The 15105-nt window shown below is 43.8% G+C and carries 13 protein-coding genes; 7 read left to right on the forward strand and 6 right to left on the reverse strand.

All coding sequences use genetic code 11. The features are described from left to right. The first annotated feature begins 29 nt into the window (after positions 1-29). The 5 genes from AAA943_RS05370 to AAA943_RS05390 all read left to right on the forward strand — a co-directional run bounded on the left by AAA943_RS05370 (position 30) and on the right by AAA943_RS05390 (position 6269). Positions 30-1085, forward strand: a complete 1056-nt coding sequence (locus AAA943_RS05370) for a homocysteine S-methyltransferase family protein (protein ID WP_338223201.1) — start codon at positions 30-32, stop codon at positions 1083-1085. Beyond that, positions 1078-3780, forward strand: coding sequence for a methionine synthase (metH, locus tag AAA943_RS05375; protein ID WP_338223202.1), 2703 nt, complete (start codon positions 1078-1080; stop codon positions 3778-3780). Before AAA943_RS05370 ends, metH begins: the two co-directional genes overlap by 8 nt. Continuing rightward, positions 3777-4727 (forward strand): methylenetetrahydrofolate reductase [NAD(P)H], encoded by a 951-nt coding sequence (gene metF / locus AAA943_RS05380; protein WP_338223203.1) that lies wholly within the window; start codon positions 3777-3779, stop codon positions 4725-4727. The genes metH and metF overlap by 4 nt, the downstream gene beginning before the upstream one ends. A 132-nt stretch (positions 4728-4859) precedes the next feature. Next, positions 4860-5711, forward strand: a complete 852-nt coding sequence (locus AAA943_RS05385; protein ID WP_338223204.1) for a hydroxymethylglutaryl-CoA lyase — start codon at positions 4860-4862, stop codon at positions 5709-5711. Between the two features lie 3 nt (positions 5712-5714). Then, complete coding sequence (locus AAA943_RS05390) at positions 5715-6269, forward strand: PepSY domain-containing protein (protein WP_338223205.1); 555 nt, start codon at positions 5715-5717, stop codon at positions 6267-6269. Here the strand turns inward: AAA943_RS05390 and dprA are convergent. From dprA to AAA943_RS05415, 5 genes are all read right to left on the reverse strand, one after another. Continuing rightward, entirely contained in the window at positions 6266-7393 is a 1128-nt protein-coding gene (dprA, locus tag AAA943_RS05395) for a DNA-processing protein DprA (RefSeq protein ID WP_338223206.1), read from the reverse strand. The genes AAA943_RS05390 and dprA overlap by 4 nt on opposite strands. Continuing rightward, entirely contained in the window at positions 7365-7718 is a 354-nt protein-coding gene (locus AAA943_RS05400) for a MerR family transcriptional regulator (RefSeq protein WP_338223207.1), read from the reverse strand. Before AAA943_RS05400 ends, dprA begins: the two co-directional genes overlap by 29 nt. Before the next feature lie 116 nt (positions 7719-7834). Next, on the reverse strand, positions 7835-8539 hold the full coding sequence (locus AAA943_RS05405) for an RsmE family RNA methyltransferase (RefSeq protein WP_338223208.1): 705 nt from the start codon (positions 8537-8539) through the stop codon (positions 7835-7837). A 77-nt stretch (positions 8540-8616) separates the two neighbouring features. Then, a complete protein-coding gene (locus tag AAA943_RS05410; RefSeq protein WP_338223209.1) occupies positions 8617-10413 on the reverse strand; it encodes a DEAD/DEAH box helicase in 1797 nt (598 codons plus the stop codon). Positions 10414-10846: 433 nt separating this feature from the next. Then, on the reverse strand, positions 10847-12061 hold the full coding sequence (locus tag AAA943_RS05415; protein WP_338223210.1) for a serine hydrolase domain-containing protein: 1215 nt from the start codon (positions 12059-12061) through the stop codon (positions 10847-10849). Positions 12062-12242: 181 nt separating this feature from the next. Between AAA943_RS05415 and AAA943_RS05420 the strand changes: the two genes are divergently transcribed. Next, a complete protein-coding gene (locus AAA943_RS05420; protein WP_338223211.1) occupies positions 12243-13490 on the forward strand; it encodes an NAD(P)/FAD-dependent oxidoreductase in 1248 nt (415 codons plus the stop codon). 116 nt (positions 13491-13606) lie between these two features. Then, positions 13607-13999: a hypothetical protein gene (locus AAA943_RS05425; RefSeq protein ID WP_338223212.1), complete on the forward strand. Its 393-nt coding sequence runs from the start codon at positions 13607-13609 to the stop codon at positions 13997-13999. A gap of 151 nt (positions 14000-14150) precedes the next feature. Here AAA943_RS05425 and AAA943_RS05430 read toward each other — a convergent pair whose 3' ends face one another. Beyond that, positions 14151-15080, reverse strand: coding sequence for a ThuA domain-containing protein (locus AAA943_RS05430; RefSeq protein WP_338223213.1), 930 nt, complete (start codon positions 15078-15080; stop codon positions 14151-14153). Positions 15081-15105: the final 25 nt, after the last annotated feature.

Consider the following 15105-nt stretch of genomic DNA (forward strand, 5'->3'; position numbering starts at 1 on the left):
TTGCTTTTTGATTTGAAGAAACTATTACCATGCAAAACCGAACCGAAGTCCTACTCCAAGCGATTGAAAAGCGAATCCTAATATTGGATGGTGCGATGGGCACAATGATTCAGCGCTATACCCTGGATGAAAATGATTTCAGAACTTCTCAACTGGCCGATCATCCCAAACCTTTGAAAGGGAACAATGATCTCCTTTCATTAAGCAGACCTGATATCATCAAAGCCATCCATAGGGAATACCTGGAAGCTGGTGCTGATATCATTGAAACCAATACTTTTTCCGGTACTACCATCGCTCAGGAAGACTATGCGCTTCCGCATTTGGCCTATGCGATCAACTTTGAATCAGCCAAAATCGCAAGGGAAGTAGCTGATGAATTTACAGCACTGGATTCCTCCAAACCCCGATTTGTAGCCGGAGCCATGGGGCCTACCAATAGGACAGCTTCCATTTCTCCAGATGTCAACGACCCCGGGTATCGGGCGATTACTTTTGACCAACTTGCGGAAGCTTATTCAGAGCAGGTCCGAGGACTGTTGGATGGTGGGGCAGATATCATTTTGATCGAGACTATATTTGATACGCTCAATGCAAAAGCAGCGCTTTATGCCGTGCAGGAAGTGTATGAAGAAAGGAACATCCCGCTAGACCCTAGAGAAGGGGGGATTCCGATTATGATTTCAGGGACCATCACGGATGCTTCCGGAAGAACGCTCTCTGGACAGACCACAGAGGCCTTTTTGATTTCTGTTTCCCATGTTCCCTTGCTTTCGGTAGGCTTAAATTGCGCGCTGGGAGCAAAGGAATTAAGACCTTATTTGAAAGTGCTTTCGCAAAAAGCACCTTTCTATGTTTCTGCCTATCCGAATGCTGGCTTGCCAAATGAATTTGGCGCATACGATCAGGGAGCGAATGAAATGGCCGATCAAGTCAGGGATTTTTTGAAAGAAGGAATGCTGAATATTTTGGGAGGATGCTGTGGAACCACCCCGGATCATATTCGTGCTTTGGCAAAAATGGCAGCCGAATTTCAGCCTAGAAAAAAAGAATTAGAATTGGAAGAGGAGGAAAGCAATGCCTAAGCAAGACTACATGAAATTATCGGGACTGGAGCCTCTGGTTTTCACCCCAAACATCAATTTTGTCAATATCGGCGAGCGGACCAATATCACCGGCTCGAAGAAGTTTGCCCGGCTCATTCTGAATGGTAAATACGATGAAGCCCTGGATATCGCTTTGGATCAAGTCAGAGGCGGAGCTCAGGTCTTGGACGTATGCATGGATGAGGGCATGCTGGACGGAGAATATGCCATGACCCGCTTCCTCAACCTGATCGCTTCGGAGCCGGAAATCAGCCGAATTCCCATCATGATCGATAGCTCCAAGTGGAGTATCATCTTAGCAGGACTGAAGTGTGTGCAGGGAAAAGGGATTGTCAATTCGATTTCCCTCAAAAACGGGGAGGAAGAATTTATCCTACAAGCCAAGACCATCAAGAAGTTTGGAGCTGCGGTGGTAGTCATGGCTTTTGACGAAAAAGGACAGGCAGATACATACAATCGCCGAATTGAGATATGCCAGCGTAGTTATCGGGTTTTGGTGGATCAGGTCAAATTCAATCCTCAGGATATCATTTTCGACCCGAATATTTTCCCGGTTGCCACAGGAATGGAAGAGCATCGACGCAATGCACTGGACTTCTTTTTGGCTACAAAATGGATCAAGGAAAATCTTCCCGGTGCCAAAGTGAGTGGGGGTGTGTCCAATGTTTCTTTTTCCTTCAGAGGAAATGATCGGGTTCGTGAAGCTATGCATGCCGCTTTTCTCTACCATGCTATACATCATGGTATGGATATGGGAATCGTCAATCCAACCATGCTTGAAGTCTACGATGACATTCCAAAGGATTTGCTCGAAAGGGTAGAGGATGTTCTATTTGACCGAAGGTCAGACGCGACAGAGCGTTTGCTGGATTTTGCCGAAACGGTCAAAGCAGCAGATAAAAAGGAAGTTGTCAACGAAGCATGGAGATCTGATCCTGTAGCCAAAAGGATTGAGCATGCCTTGGTCAAAGGAATTCTGGACTTCATCGTCGAGGACACCGAGGCCGCCAGGCAGGAATTGGTCAATCCTCTAAAAGTAATCGAAGGCCCGCTCATGGATGGGATGAATGTTGTGGGAGATTTGTTTGGAGAGGGGAAAATGTTTCTTCCTCAGGTGGTCAAATCCGCCCGGGTGATGAAAAAAGCAGTAGCATATCTGGAGCCATTTATGCCATTGCCCGAAGAAGGGCAGGAAGCATCTTCGTTGAAGAAGATTCTCCTAGCTACAGTGAAGGGCGATGTCCACGATATAGGGAAAAACATCGTTGGGGTCGTCTTGGCATGTAACAGCTACCAAATTATTGATTTGGGGGTGATGGTAGATGCTCAGAAAATAATCGATGAAGCAGTCAAAAACAAAGTAGACATCATCGGACTGAGTGGATTGATCACACCATCCTTGGATGAGATGGTCAATGTGGCCTCCGAAATGGAGCGTCAGGGTTTACAGATTCCGCTTTTGATCGGTGGAGCCACTACCTCCCGAATTCACACGGCTGTCAAAATTGATCCAGTGTATTCGGGGACTGTGGTTCATGTGACTGATGCCAGCAAATCTGTGCCTATTGCTGGAGAGGCTATTTCCGAGGAAACCCGAGAAGCTTACCGATTCCAGATCAAAGAGACCTATCGGCAGCTGAGAGAAGATCACGAAGCCAAACAGTCCGTCAAACAAATGGTTAGCTACGAACAGGCGAAGGCTAATCCGGTGGAGCTAGACTGGAGTACCTACGAGCCGGTAAGGCCAAAAGTCATGGGAAAAATGATATTGGAGGAGTTGGATTTGGATGTGCTGAGAAAATATATCGACTGGACGCCCTTTTTCAGTACTTGGATGCTGAGTGGGAAATTCCCAAAAATCTTGGAAGACCCCATTGTGGGTGGAGAAGCCAAAAAACTTTATGAGGATGCTCAAGCCATGCTGGATAGGATCATTTCTGAAAAGTGGTTGCATGCCAAAGCAGTTTTCGGTCTTTTCCCGGTAAAGCGTCAGGACGATGATGCAATTGTATTCGAACCAAACGATGAAAATTTGAAGCTGGGTCAATTCCACTTTTTGCGACAGCAGGGCAAAAAAGGAAAAGGAGTTCCCAACCGATCGCTCGCAGACTATCTCCATCCCGAAAAAACAGATTATCTGGGATGCTTCGCAGTTACTGCTGGCTTGGGTATGGAGGCCAAATTAACTGAATTCCAAGCTGCAGGGGACGATTACAATGATATCCTTTTTAAGGCTTTGGCGGACCGATTAGCAGAAGCTTCTGCTGAATATGTTCACGAACTGGTTAGAAAAGAATACTGGGGGTATTCCAAGGAAGAGGTCTTGGACAACGATTCCCTGATTCGGGAAGAATATCCGGGAATTCGTCCTGCGCCTGGATATCCTGCCTGTCCGGAGCATTCTGAGAAGGAAACGATTGCCCGTCTTTTGGATTTGGAAAAATCAATCGGTATCACCTTGACTTCCAGCTATGCCATGTATCCTACCAGCTCGGTCTCAGGATTTTATTTTGGCCATCCCGAGTCAAAGTATTTTGGCTTGGGAAAAATCGCCGAAGACCAAGTCGCCAGCTATGCAATGCGAAAAGGAATTTCCCTGGAACAAGCCGAGCGCCTTCTTTCACCCAATTTGGCCTATACGCCATCCACTATACTTGCGAATCAAACCTTATGAAGATCACTGAGCATCTAAAAAACGCAAAAAGCACTTTATTTTCCTTCGAAATTCTTCCTCCTCTCAAAGGACAAAGCCTTAAAGAACTTCTGGAGGGGATCGAACCCTTGATGGAGTTCAAGCCTCCCTTTGTGGATGTAACATATCATCGGGAAGAATTTATATACAAAAAGCATCCCAATGGACTATTGGAAAAAGTCAGCACAAAAAAGCGTCCCGGTACTGTGGGGATTTGTGCAGCAATCATGAGCCGTTTTCAAGTGGATGCGGTTCCGCATTTACTTTGTGGAGGCTTTACCAAGGAGGAAACAGAAAATGCCCTGATTGACCTGAATTTTATCGGGGTGGAAAATGTATTGGCGCTGAGAGGAGATGCGCCCAAAGGGGAAAAGTTTGCACCCGAAGCTGAAGGGCATACCTATGCCAGTGAGTTGGTGGAGCAGATTATGAGGATGAACCAGGGGAGATACCTGCACGAGGAGACCGAAAACAACTTTCACACGGATTTTTGTGTGGGCGTGGCTGGCTATCCCGAAAAGCATTTTGAAGCTCCAAGTCTCAGATTTGATCTTAAGCAATTGAAGGAAAAAGTGGATAAGGGAGCCGAGTATATCGTCACTCAGATGTTTTTTGACAATAAGAAATACTTTGATTTTGTGGACAAAGTAAGGGAAGCAGGAATTGTGGTTCCTATCATCCCTGGGATAAAACCGATCACTACATTGGGTCAGATTACCATGCTGCCGAGAACTTTTTTCCTGGATCTACCTGATGCTCTGATGGACGAATTGGAAAAATGCAAAACCAACGGAGAGGTGAAAGAAGTGGGCATCGAGTGGGCGATTCAGCAATCCCGGGAGTTGATCAATGCAGGTGTGCCCAGTCTTCATTTCTACACGATGAGTAAGGCGGATGCCACTTACAAGATTGCCAAGGAGGTATTTTAAATCCTTTGAGGTTTTTTTTAGGCCTCAAAGGATTTTCTTTTTAAATGACATTCGAAATTTTTGACATCTTTAGTTCTTCGACCATTCCTCCAATTTTTGTCTTCAATTCCTTAGTACTGGCTATCTTTAGGCATGATTAAACTCGTCGAATGTCCCCGGGATGCCATGCAGGGAATCCCTGATTTTATAGACACAGCTATCAAAGCTGCCTATATCAATCAGCTTCTTGAAGTAGGTTTTGATACGATTGATTTCGGGAGTTTTGTCAGTCCCAAAGCCATTCCTCAGATGCGCGACACGGCTGAAGTCTTGGAAATGCTGGATTTGCACAAAGCCCAATCCAAGCTTTTGGCTATTGTGGCCAATGTCAGAGGTGCTGAGGATGCGCTCTATTTTCAGGAAATAGACTTTTTGGGATTTCCCTTATCCGTTTCAGAAACCTTCCAGCAGCGAAATACCAATGCAAGTATTGCTGATGCATTACGGACAGTCGAAGCAATTCAAAACCTTTGCGAAGTCAAAGGGAAAAAACAGGTGGTTTATCTGAGTATGGGATTTGGGAATCCTTACGGGGATCCCTATTCCCCTGAATTGATTGCTGAGTTCGTGGAAAAACTGTCTCAGCTTCAAATAGAAACTGTTTCCCTTTCGGATACTATCGGAGTAGCGACTCCTGAATTGATCACCCAGCTTTTTGAGGTGCAAACTCAGGCTTTTCCTCAGATCGAATTTGGGGCCCACCTCCACAGTAGGCCAGAGTCGGTAGGAGAAAAAGTATGGGCTGGAATTAAAGGAGGTTGTAGACGATTTGACGGAGCTTTGATGGGTTTTGGAGGATGTCCCATGGCCAAAGATGATTTGGTGGGTAATATGGCTACCGAACTGATGATTCCTGCCCTAGAGCAAGAAGGATATGATTTGGGATTGAATAAATCCGAACTTCAAGAGGCCATGAAATTGGCCAAGTTTGTATTCAATTCTTGATCTATGAGTGATGCTACTATCCAATCCAAAGTCAAAGCACTCCGTTGGTATCGCCGAGTTCACAAATGGATCGGGATACCCTTGCTGCTGTTTTTTCTGCTCATTGGGATTACTTCTATTCTTTTGGCTTGGAAAAAGAAAGCCGAACTACTTCCTCCCACTTTAAGTACCAAAGTGGAGCAGGGAACCTGGATTTTGCCTTCGGAAATGGTGAAAATCGGAGAGGAGGAAATGAAAAAGCTGGGAAGAGACTCTGAGGTAGACCGAATCGATATCCGACCCGATAAAGGGACGGCCAAAGTCACCTTCAAAACTCATTTTACTGAGGTTCAGGTAGATGGATTTTCAGGGGAGGTTTTATCCATTGGAACCCGCCACTCGGATTGGATTGAAAAAGTGCATGATGGAAGTATCATCGACTATTATACTACTGGAGATGAGGGTGCGAAGCTGACCTATTCTACTTTGATATCCATTGGCTTGATTTTTTTAGCAATCAGCGGATTTTATATGTGGTATTATCCTAAAGCTGTTAGAAAACTGAAGACAAAATCTTAGATCAATAGCTTAAACTTTTTTCCTGGAAGAGACTTCACAATTCCCTCAAATTCAAGAGAAAGCAGCTTTGAGGAAAGAATTCCCAAAGGGATTTCTGTAGTAAAGGAAATCAGATCTATCTCGGATTCTCCCTTTTCTTGGAGCAGAGTTAGGATCTTCTTTTCTTCTTCATCACGTTCACTCAAATCAAGAGTCGGTTTTTTCACTTGTTCCTCACCGGGTTTACTCCAAAACAACGCCTCGGCTATATCTCCAGGCCCGGTATAAATGCTTGCTTTCATTTTTTTGATCAAGTGATTGCAGCCTTCGGAAAAAGTAGACTGAAGGTTCCCCGGCACAGCAAAAACTTCTTTATCATAGCTATAGGCAATCTCTGCTGTAATGAGTGCTCCGCCTTTTTCAGCCGCTTCGACTACAATCAGTGCATCAGAAAGTCCGGCAATGATCCGGTTTCGTGCAGGAAAATTCCCAGGCATCATTTTGCTTCCGGGAGCATATTCACTGAGCAAATTGCCGGTTTCCTGCAGTTGAAGGGCTGTGTTTTTATGGGCAGCGGGATAGATTTGATTGAGTGGACTTCCCATGATTGCAATAGTCGGAAGGCCAATCTGCAGTGCTGCACGGTGGGCTTCTATGTCAATTCCATAAGCTAACCCGGAAATGATAACAGGCTGATAGGGAAGTAGATCCTCTACGATCTTTCGAGTGATGGATTTGCCATAGGTAGTAGCACTTCGGGTTCCTACTATACCTACACTTCTTTCAAAATTCAGACTTCCTTTTCCTTGGGAAAAAAGAATTACCGGACTATCCTCGATGGATTTTAACCGATGCGGGAATTTCGCTGAGGTGGAAATGAAAATGTCGTATCCTTTTTTGGTGCAGGAAGCAATGACCTCATCGGCATTTCGGAGTAAGTGGTCGGATTGTTTTTGCAGTTCCAGCAATTTTTCTCCTACTCGTGGGATTTTTGAAGCCTTTCCTTTGGCTAGTTGGAAAAAGTCCTTTGCTGATCCACTGTAGGCCAATATGGCTTTAAACACACTAGGCCCCACTTTTGGAGCCAATGCCAAAGCCAAGTGATACCTCAGCTTCTCATGATCCTTTTCTGGATTGGAGTTCATGCTTCAGATTGATTAAAAAGTCCCGTATTTCCTGAAGTTTCTGAACAGCCGAGACCTTATCAAACCCCTGATCTCTTCCGGAGGCGATGACTTCCTGTGCTCCCTGAAGTGTAAAGCCCTTCTCTTTGACCAGATGATAGACATATCTAATTTTTTGAATATCGTCCTTGGTATACCTGCGATTGCCTTTTTTATCCTTTTTGGGGCGGATGATATCAAATTCTCCTTCCCAATAGCGAATCAGGGAGGGAGCTACTTTGAATTGGTCTGCCACCTCTCCAATGGAATAGTATTTTTTCTCGATTTCTCGCTCTTTGTACGGCACAGTGTTGAAAATTTTTGACTTAAACTATCAGAAAAGTTCTTGAATACTCTAAAGTAAGAAAATCTGGGTTTACTTCAAGTTAGACTTCAAGTAAGCATGGGAAAAAACGTTTGTGTTTAGCGGTTTAGTATTTGAAGCATTTGTACGGCAGCCAACCCAGCGGTCTCAGTTCTTAAGCGGCTTTTGCCCAAAGAAACGGGCTGAAATCCTAGCTTAATGGCCTCATGGATTTCTGTGGGATCAAAATCACCTTCAGGGCCAATCAATATCAGGTACTTTCCTCCTGATTTGGCCAGGTCCAATAAATGGTGCTGATGCTCTTGGTCCACAAAGGCAATGAATTTTTGATACCCTGAGAAAGAGGAACTGGAGATCAATTCGCCAAACTTGGTGATGGAGTGCAGCGAGGGGGTGTGAAATTTTATGCTTTGCTTGCAGGCGGAAATTACCTTTTTGTGTAGCCGATCAGTTTTGAGATAGCTTCTTTCCGTATTCATCGTTTCCAAAAGTGTCAATTCATGAAATCCAATTTCCGTGATTTTTTCTATCATCCATTCCATCCGGTCCGGACTTTTGGTCGGGGCAATCCCCAAATGAATGTAGAACGGATCGGGAGCTATTGTTTTGGAATTCAATATTCTAAGGTTGGTTTTCTTCGGGTTGGCCTGATTGATTACCGCTTCGAATATTTTCCCGTTTCCGTCTGTGAGCATGATGGAATCTCCCTGTTTTTTGCGGAGAACTTTGATCAAATGCTTGGACTCATCCTCCGACAGGTAGGTGATGGGTTCGGTAATGATTTCCTGAAAAAACAATTGCATGGTCTTCTGAATAAGCTTACAAAAAAAGCACATTCTCTCAGAGAATGTGCTTTAAACCAAATTAACCTATAACCTTATTAACCTTTTGAGATTTCCATGTTTACTGTTTTTCCTTTGATGGTGTTGTTCTTCATCACTCGGATTACGTGATCTGCATCTTTTTGAGGGACATCCACAAAGGAGAAATTATCGAAGATGTCGATTCCGCCAATGCTTTTGCCCGGAACTCCAGTTTCACCTGCAATAGCACCTACGATATCGTTTGGACGGATTCTGTCTTTTTTTCCTAGGTTCAAGAAAAGACGGGCCATATTGGCATCACGAGTTCTTTCTGTTCTGGGAGCAAAGTCTCTTCCTCCTTCTTTTCGGTCACTGAATCTGTTTCCTCTTTCAAATCTCTCGCCTCGCTCACCTCTTCCGCCTCTTTCAAATCGGTCCCCGCTTCGGCCGAATCGCTCAGACCCACGCTCACCACGGGAAAATCTGCCTTCTCTGCCTCCTTCGCGACGGTCATCGCGTCTGCGGTCATTGTAGGCCGTTTCGATACCGAAATCCTGATCTTTCAATTCTTTAACAGCATCTCCCATGACCATTTTCAATAGTCCTAAAGCAATTTGTTCGGCTGTAAGTCCTTCGGTCAACATTTGTCCGATGGTAGCTTCAAAGATTTGATTGTCTTCTTCTTTGCTCAGGATTCTGTATACATCCTTCACCAATTGTGCTTTTTTCAACTCAACCAGCTCTGTTACGGAAGGAGGAGTCATTTTGGTGATGGTCGCTTTGGTATAGCGCTCCAAGTCCCTGAGCTTCATGAATTCTCGACGACCGGTGATGAATGTGATGGCAGTTCCTGACTTACCCGCACGACCTGTACGTCCGATTCGGTGTACATAGTATTCTTCATCCAAAGGAATGTCAAAGTTGAAAACGGCTTCTACGTTATCCACGTCGATTCCCCTAGCAGCGACATCAGTAGCTACCAAAACGGTACAAAGCCCTTTTCTGAATTTGTTCATCACTTTGTCACGTTGTGCCTGAGATAGGTCACCGTGCAGCGCTTCTGCCAAAATACCTCTGCTTCCTAAAGCTTCGGTTACTTCATCTGTCATTCGCTTGGTATTGCAAAAGACTACGCTGAGTGCATAATTGTTAATGGTCATCAATCGGGCCATCAGTTCCATTTTCAAAGAAGGCTTTACTTCGTAGTAAACCTGCTCGATTTTGGAAACGGTCAGCTCGTTTTTGGCGACTTTGATGATTTCCGGCTCGGTTTGATATTTTCTGGTCAAGTCCATGATCGGCTTGGCCATGGTAGCAGAGAAAAAGACGGTCTGTCTTTCTTCCGGCATTTCCTGAAGGATGGCTTCGATATCGTCTCTGAAGCCCATATCCAACATTTCATCTGCCTCATCCAAAACGATGATTCCTGCATCTTCCAGTTTCAAAGTTCCTCTGTTGATGTGGTCCTGAACCCGGCCCGGAGTACCCACTACGATTTGAACCCCTTTTTTAAGTGTTCGAATCTGCTTGTCTATGGATTCTCCTCCGTAAATCGCCACTGAGGAAATTTTCTTGTGGTATTTGGCAAGCTTGTGAATTTCTCCTTCTACCTGCACCGCTAATTCACGGGTAGGACAGAGAATGATAGCTTGAGGTTTGTTGAATTCCGGATCGACCAAGTCAATAATCGGAATAGCAAAAGCTGCAGTTTTCCCTGTTCCGGTCTGTGCCTGTCCGATGACATCGCGACCTTCCAAAACGAATGGAATAGCTTGTGATTGAATGGGGGAAGGTTGGGTATAACCCATTTCTTCCACTGCCCGCAAGATTTCTTCTGAAATCCCCAGGTCTGAGAATTTGATTGTGTTTTCCATGAATGTTGTCCTTACTTTTCTTGCCATGTTTCCTAAATCCCAGACAAGCGACAGTAAGGATTCACGGCTCAGAAAAATGCTCTGTCAAAATTGACGATGCAAAAGTAAACAAAGATTTTTTGGAAACCAAGTCGGTTTCCAAAGTTTTTAGAATATTCTTTAAAAATTTGGAAGAAAAAGAGAAAATAATTTGGAGAGTTGATTCAAAACCACCCTTTTTTCCTAATTCCTCTTTATTGAAATCCCGAATAAAATTTTACAACAGCCCATTCTTTACTAATCAATTTTTGTAGCTGAGGGAATGAACTGGGAGGGAATTATCCTTACTCCAGACCAAAATCTCTCCCCAATCAGGACTCGATCTCGGGAATTTTGGTAAAGAACATTGAACTTCTCACACACCGGATATCGGTCATCCGGTATCGGAATCCATTCATTTTTGCAAGCTTTCCAAAATCAATCGAATCAGTTCTGCTTTGTCTCCGTTTGGAATCCATCTTGCCACAACGACCAAGTCATTTTCTTGGTCCACATAGATCATATTGGTGCCAGCCCCGATGTGTAGGAAGGCGGATTTGGGAGCGGCAGGAACCTGCTTTTGATCATAATTCAGGAAATAATTCATAAATCCGTAGTCTGGCTGGGCTGGAGTAGGGGTACGGGATTTTTCAATCCAGGAAGTAGAAATCAGCTGCTTCCCATTCCAGTTTCCATTTCTTAAAGTCAAATACCCAAATCGGGCCTGGTCCCAAGCAGAGAGCATCATTCCGCCTCCCCAGTGGGAACCCCCACTGACGGATTGAATGATCTGCCCATCCAGGATGACAAAGGAATTTTCGTATCCGGTCCATCTCCAGGTATCACTTGCCCCGATTGGATCCATGATTTTTTCCTTTAAAACGGCAGGCAAAGGTTTTCTCCAAATATTTAAAAGTGCCAAAGCAAGGACATTGACCCGAGTGTCATTGTATTCATATTGGCTTCCCGGTTCGTTTTGGGCTCTGGCTCTTTTCTGTGCGACTCCTTCTGCCGGTCGGTCTGCCCAGTCTGGCTTCCCCCAAAGAGTTCCTTCCCAATCGGAAGTTTGTCTCAGCAGGTCATCCCAGCGGATTTTCCGGTTATGTTCGGTATCAAAAAGTTCAAAAACATCCTCTTCCTCCAAATGGTCGGCTTTGTTCATCATTGCTTTGACTGGGTCAAAGGGATAGATAGGAGCCATATAGGGATAGACCAAATCCATTTCGCTTTGAATCAACCCTTCTTCCACAGCCAATCCGGCCGTGGTGGACAGAAAACTTTTTGCCACACTAAAGGTCAAATCCACCCGGGATGGATCGCCCCATTGCCCTACTACATATCCTTTGTAAATGATTAATCCTGTCGCAGAACCTCGGGTTTTCATCGGTCCGACAGGATAACCGAAGGGCTCTCTTCCGAATGCACTTTCGTAATGAGCGATTTTCAGGTTGGGATTTGCCGTGCTTTCATGTGCTTCTGCAAAAGCAATGGCTTCTTTGATTTTGGCCCCATCCAATCCCAATTCTTCCGGGGATTTGGTTTCCCATTGATTTTTATCAGGGAAATATACCTGAGAAAAGAGGGGAGAAAGTAATCCGATGAGGGTTAAGGTTAGAGTAAGTTTTTTCATGGGTGGTGGACTAGCTTGCGATTTTACTGATTCCAAAATTGAATTCAGCACCACTGATCAATTTGTGCAGGATTTCCTGGATTTAAAAACCCTTTTGAATCAGGGAAGTTAATGGATCAACCACTATTTATTTTTCTATAGAAAAGAAGCTTTTATATTTTAGCCATCAGAAACTTGACCCATGGAAGATCAGAAAATATATATAGTAGGAGCGGGAATTGCGGGCCTTATAGCAGCGCTTGAACTGGAAAAGGCCGGATTTTGTCCTATCATTCTTGAAGCAACGGAAAAAGAAGGAGGCAGAATGAAAACGGATGCGCAAGAAGGATTTTTGATGGACCATGGTTTTCAGGTTTTGAATACGGCCTATCCTGAGGCAAAAAAATACCTTGATTTTCAGGCTTTGAACCTTAAGACCTTTGATCCTGGAGCGGTGATATTTGACGGGAAAGACTCTTTTATAATCACTGATCCCATGAGAAATCCCCTGAAAGTGGTCAGCATGGCCTTCTCCAAGGTGGGAACTTTTTTGGATAAGGTAAAAATGTTTACGCTGACTCAAGAACTGAAAAAGAAGAGCAATGAGGAGATTTTTAATTCTCCTTCTATTCCCACACATCAGTATTTGAAGAATTTTGGTTTTTCAGACCTGATTATTGATAATTTCTTCAAGCCTTTTTTCAGAGGAATTTTCCTCGAAAAACACCTGAATACTTCCTCAAGGATGTTTGAGTTTGTATTTAAGATGTTTGCCTTGGGCCATGCGGCGATACCCGAAAAGGGGATGGGAGAAATCCCAAAAATGATCCGTAGGCAACTAAGCAAAACGCAGATTTACTTCAATTCTCCAGTCAGGGAAATTCAGGGAAATGTCATCGAATTGGAGAATGGGGACAAACTCGAAGCGGATCGGATAATTATTGCAGTCCAGCCCGATCGAGTAATGAAACAACTTCAAGGGCAATTTGCTTCACCAAGACAGGTCATCAATCTGTATTTTTCTCTTCAGAAATCCTTATTGGCCCGCCCAATGATCGGATTATTAACCGGGGATCGTTTGGTGAATAATATTGTTTTTATGGATGATGTGTCCAAAGCTTACGCTGAGAATGGACGATCCCTTCTTTCAGTGACTGTTTTGGAAAGCAAACTTGGGGAAAAAGAGCTAATTAAGGCTGTTCAGGACGAGTTGGAAGAAATCTCAGGGGTAAAATCTGAGTATTTTAAATTCGTCAAAGCTTTCCCAATCGCCTATGCTTTGCCTCATGTGGATGATTTGAAATATGCTATTCCATTTACGGAATGTAAAATCACCGATCAGGTCTATCTGGCTGGAGATTACTTGCTCAATGCTTCCATCAATGCGGGGATGACTTCAGGAAGAATTGCAGCTGAGGCGGTAATTCATAGCTATATGCCAACCCACTAATTCTTTTTCCAATAAGGAAATAAAAGAAATGCCATAATCGGAGCGCTAAAGGCAAAACTTATTTCTTTCCTAATTTAATTTAGTAGCGTTGAGCAGTAGGTTTTCGTTTTTGAAATATGGTAGGTAAAAAAGAATTCCTCAATACACTTGGTAAGGTTTTCATCCTTTTTGCAATTCTCATTTCGGGATGTCAATCCGAAATTGAACCTGCTGATTGCTACAAGATTGAGGTAATTGGACCCGATCGATGTGGGGGTGGTTTGTTAGTTTCTGTCAAAAATTCTAGAACTCTTGGGGAATCTATTACCTATTATGACGGAAATTCATACCCAAACGTGATTCGGCTCTTTACACTGGTCTCAGTTCCAGAATCAAGAATTGGATTTGTTAGAATCAGAGACTTTGATCCAACTGAGGATGAAAACTTTTCAGTAATCTGTCAAGGGCTTTATGCTCCTTATCCTGTCCCCACCAAAGTAGCAACATTTTGGAGTGAGGATCCTTGTTAAAATAAACAGCTCACAGATTTCTCAGATTGGCACAGATTATTTTAATAGCTATGCTCGTCTTACTCATCAATGAGCCAAAGATCATCAGATTATGGGAATAAATTCAATTCTCCCATTGTACGTTCTCCGTTTTCCTCTGCGGACTCTTTGGTTAATTATTTTTTAAGGGAGTTTCATCACATGTCACATCTCCTGCCACATATTGCATTCCATCAAGGATGAATTGAAGCAATTGGGGATTATCGTAACTCTGCGCATTGTGGGAGGGAGAGGCATACATGACTTTTCCTTTGCCTTCTGGTCTGATCCAAGCTACATAGGTTTTGCCTTCGGTTTTTTCTGATCCTTTTCTCTGATTTTTTATTTCTGAATTATTGAAATAAAGCAGGGGCGTGAAGTCTCCCTCTTCATAGGCATTTTTGTAAAAATAGGGTTCGTCTACGTGATTGAATCCTTCAGGTGAAAAAGCCTGAACCAAAGGGTGATTGGGATTCTCCAATCGCACCTGAAAAGCCTGCTGAGGAGGATGATAATCAAAACTGCCTCCGAGGAGCCGACTGAAATCCAAGGAGTTATTCAGGATTGTATTTCCCCCGTGAAGAACCAGTAATCCTCCGCCTCCAGCTACGTACTTTCGGATATTTTCCTCCAGTTCCAGCGCTTTTTTCATGGTGGCAGCAGAGTCACCATAAGATTGTATTTTCAACTCATCCCAAAAAAGATTGCGCTTATCGGGTTTGGAATTGGTATTGTTCAACACAAGTACATCAAACTTTTTAAGATTTTTCAATTCCATATAGTTGATATCCCTGCTGCCGATGACTTCAAATGCTCCGCTTTTTTCTCCGAGGATTTTAACCACTTCTTCAGTGTGAGGTCTTACCCAATGATTGAAGCCAGTATGCAGAGAAAAGACCAAAACCTTCTTCTTCTTTGAAGTTGGAAATGTTGATTTTTCTGGAGCCAAATCCTTGATTTTCTGCTTCCAAGACTCATCCAAAGTTACCTCAGGTAGGCTTTGTGCACTGACAAACTGAAACGAAAACAGGAAAACGATTCCGTAGATAATGGCTCTGATCATGGGTTTATTGGTTTGAAAGTTGGAT

The organism is Algoriphagus confluentis (assembly GCF_036245625.1).
Taxonomy (GTDB): Bacteria; Bacteroidota; Bacteroidia; order Cytophagales; family Cyclobacteriaceae; genus Algoriphagus; species Algoriphagus confluentis.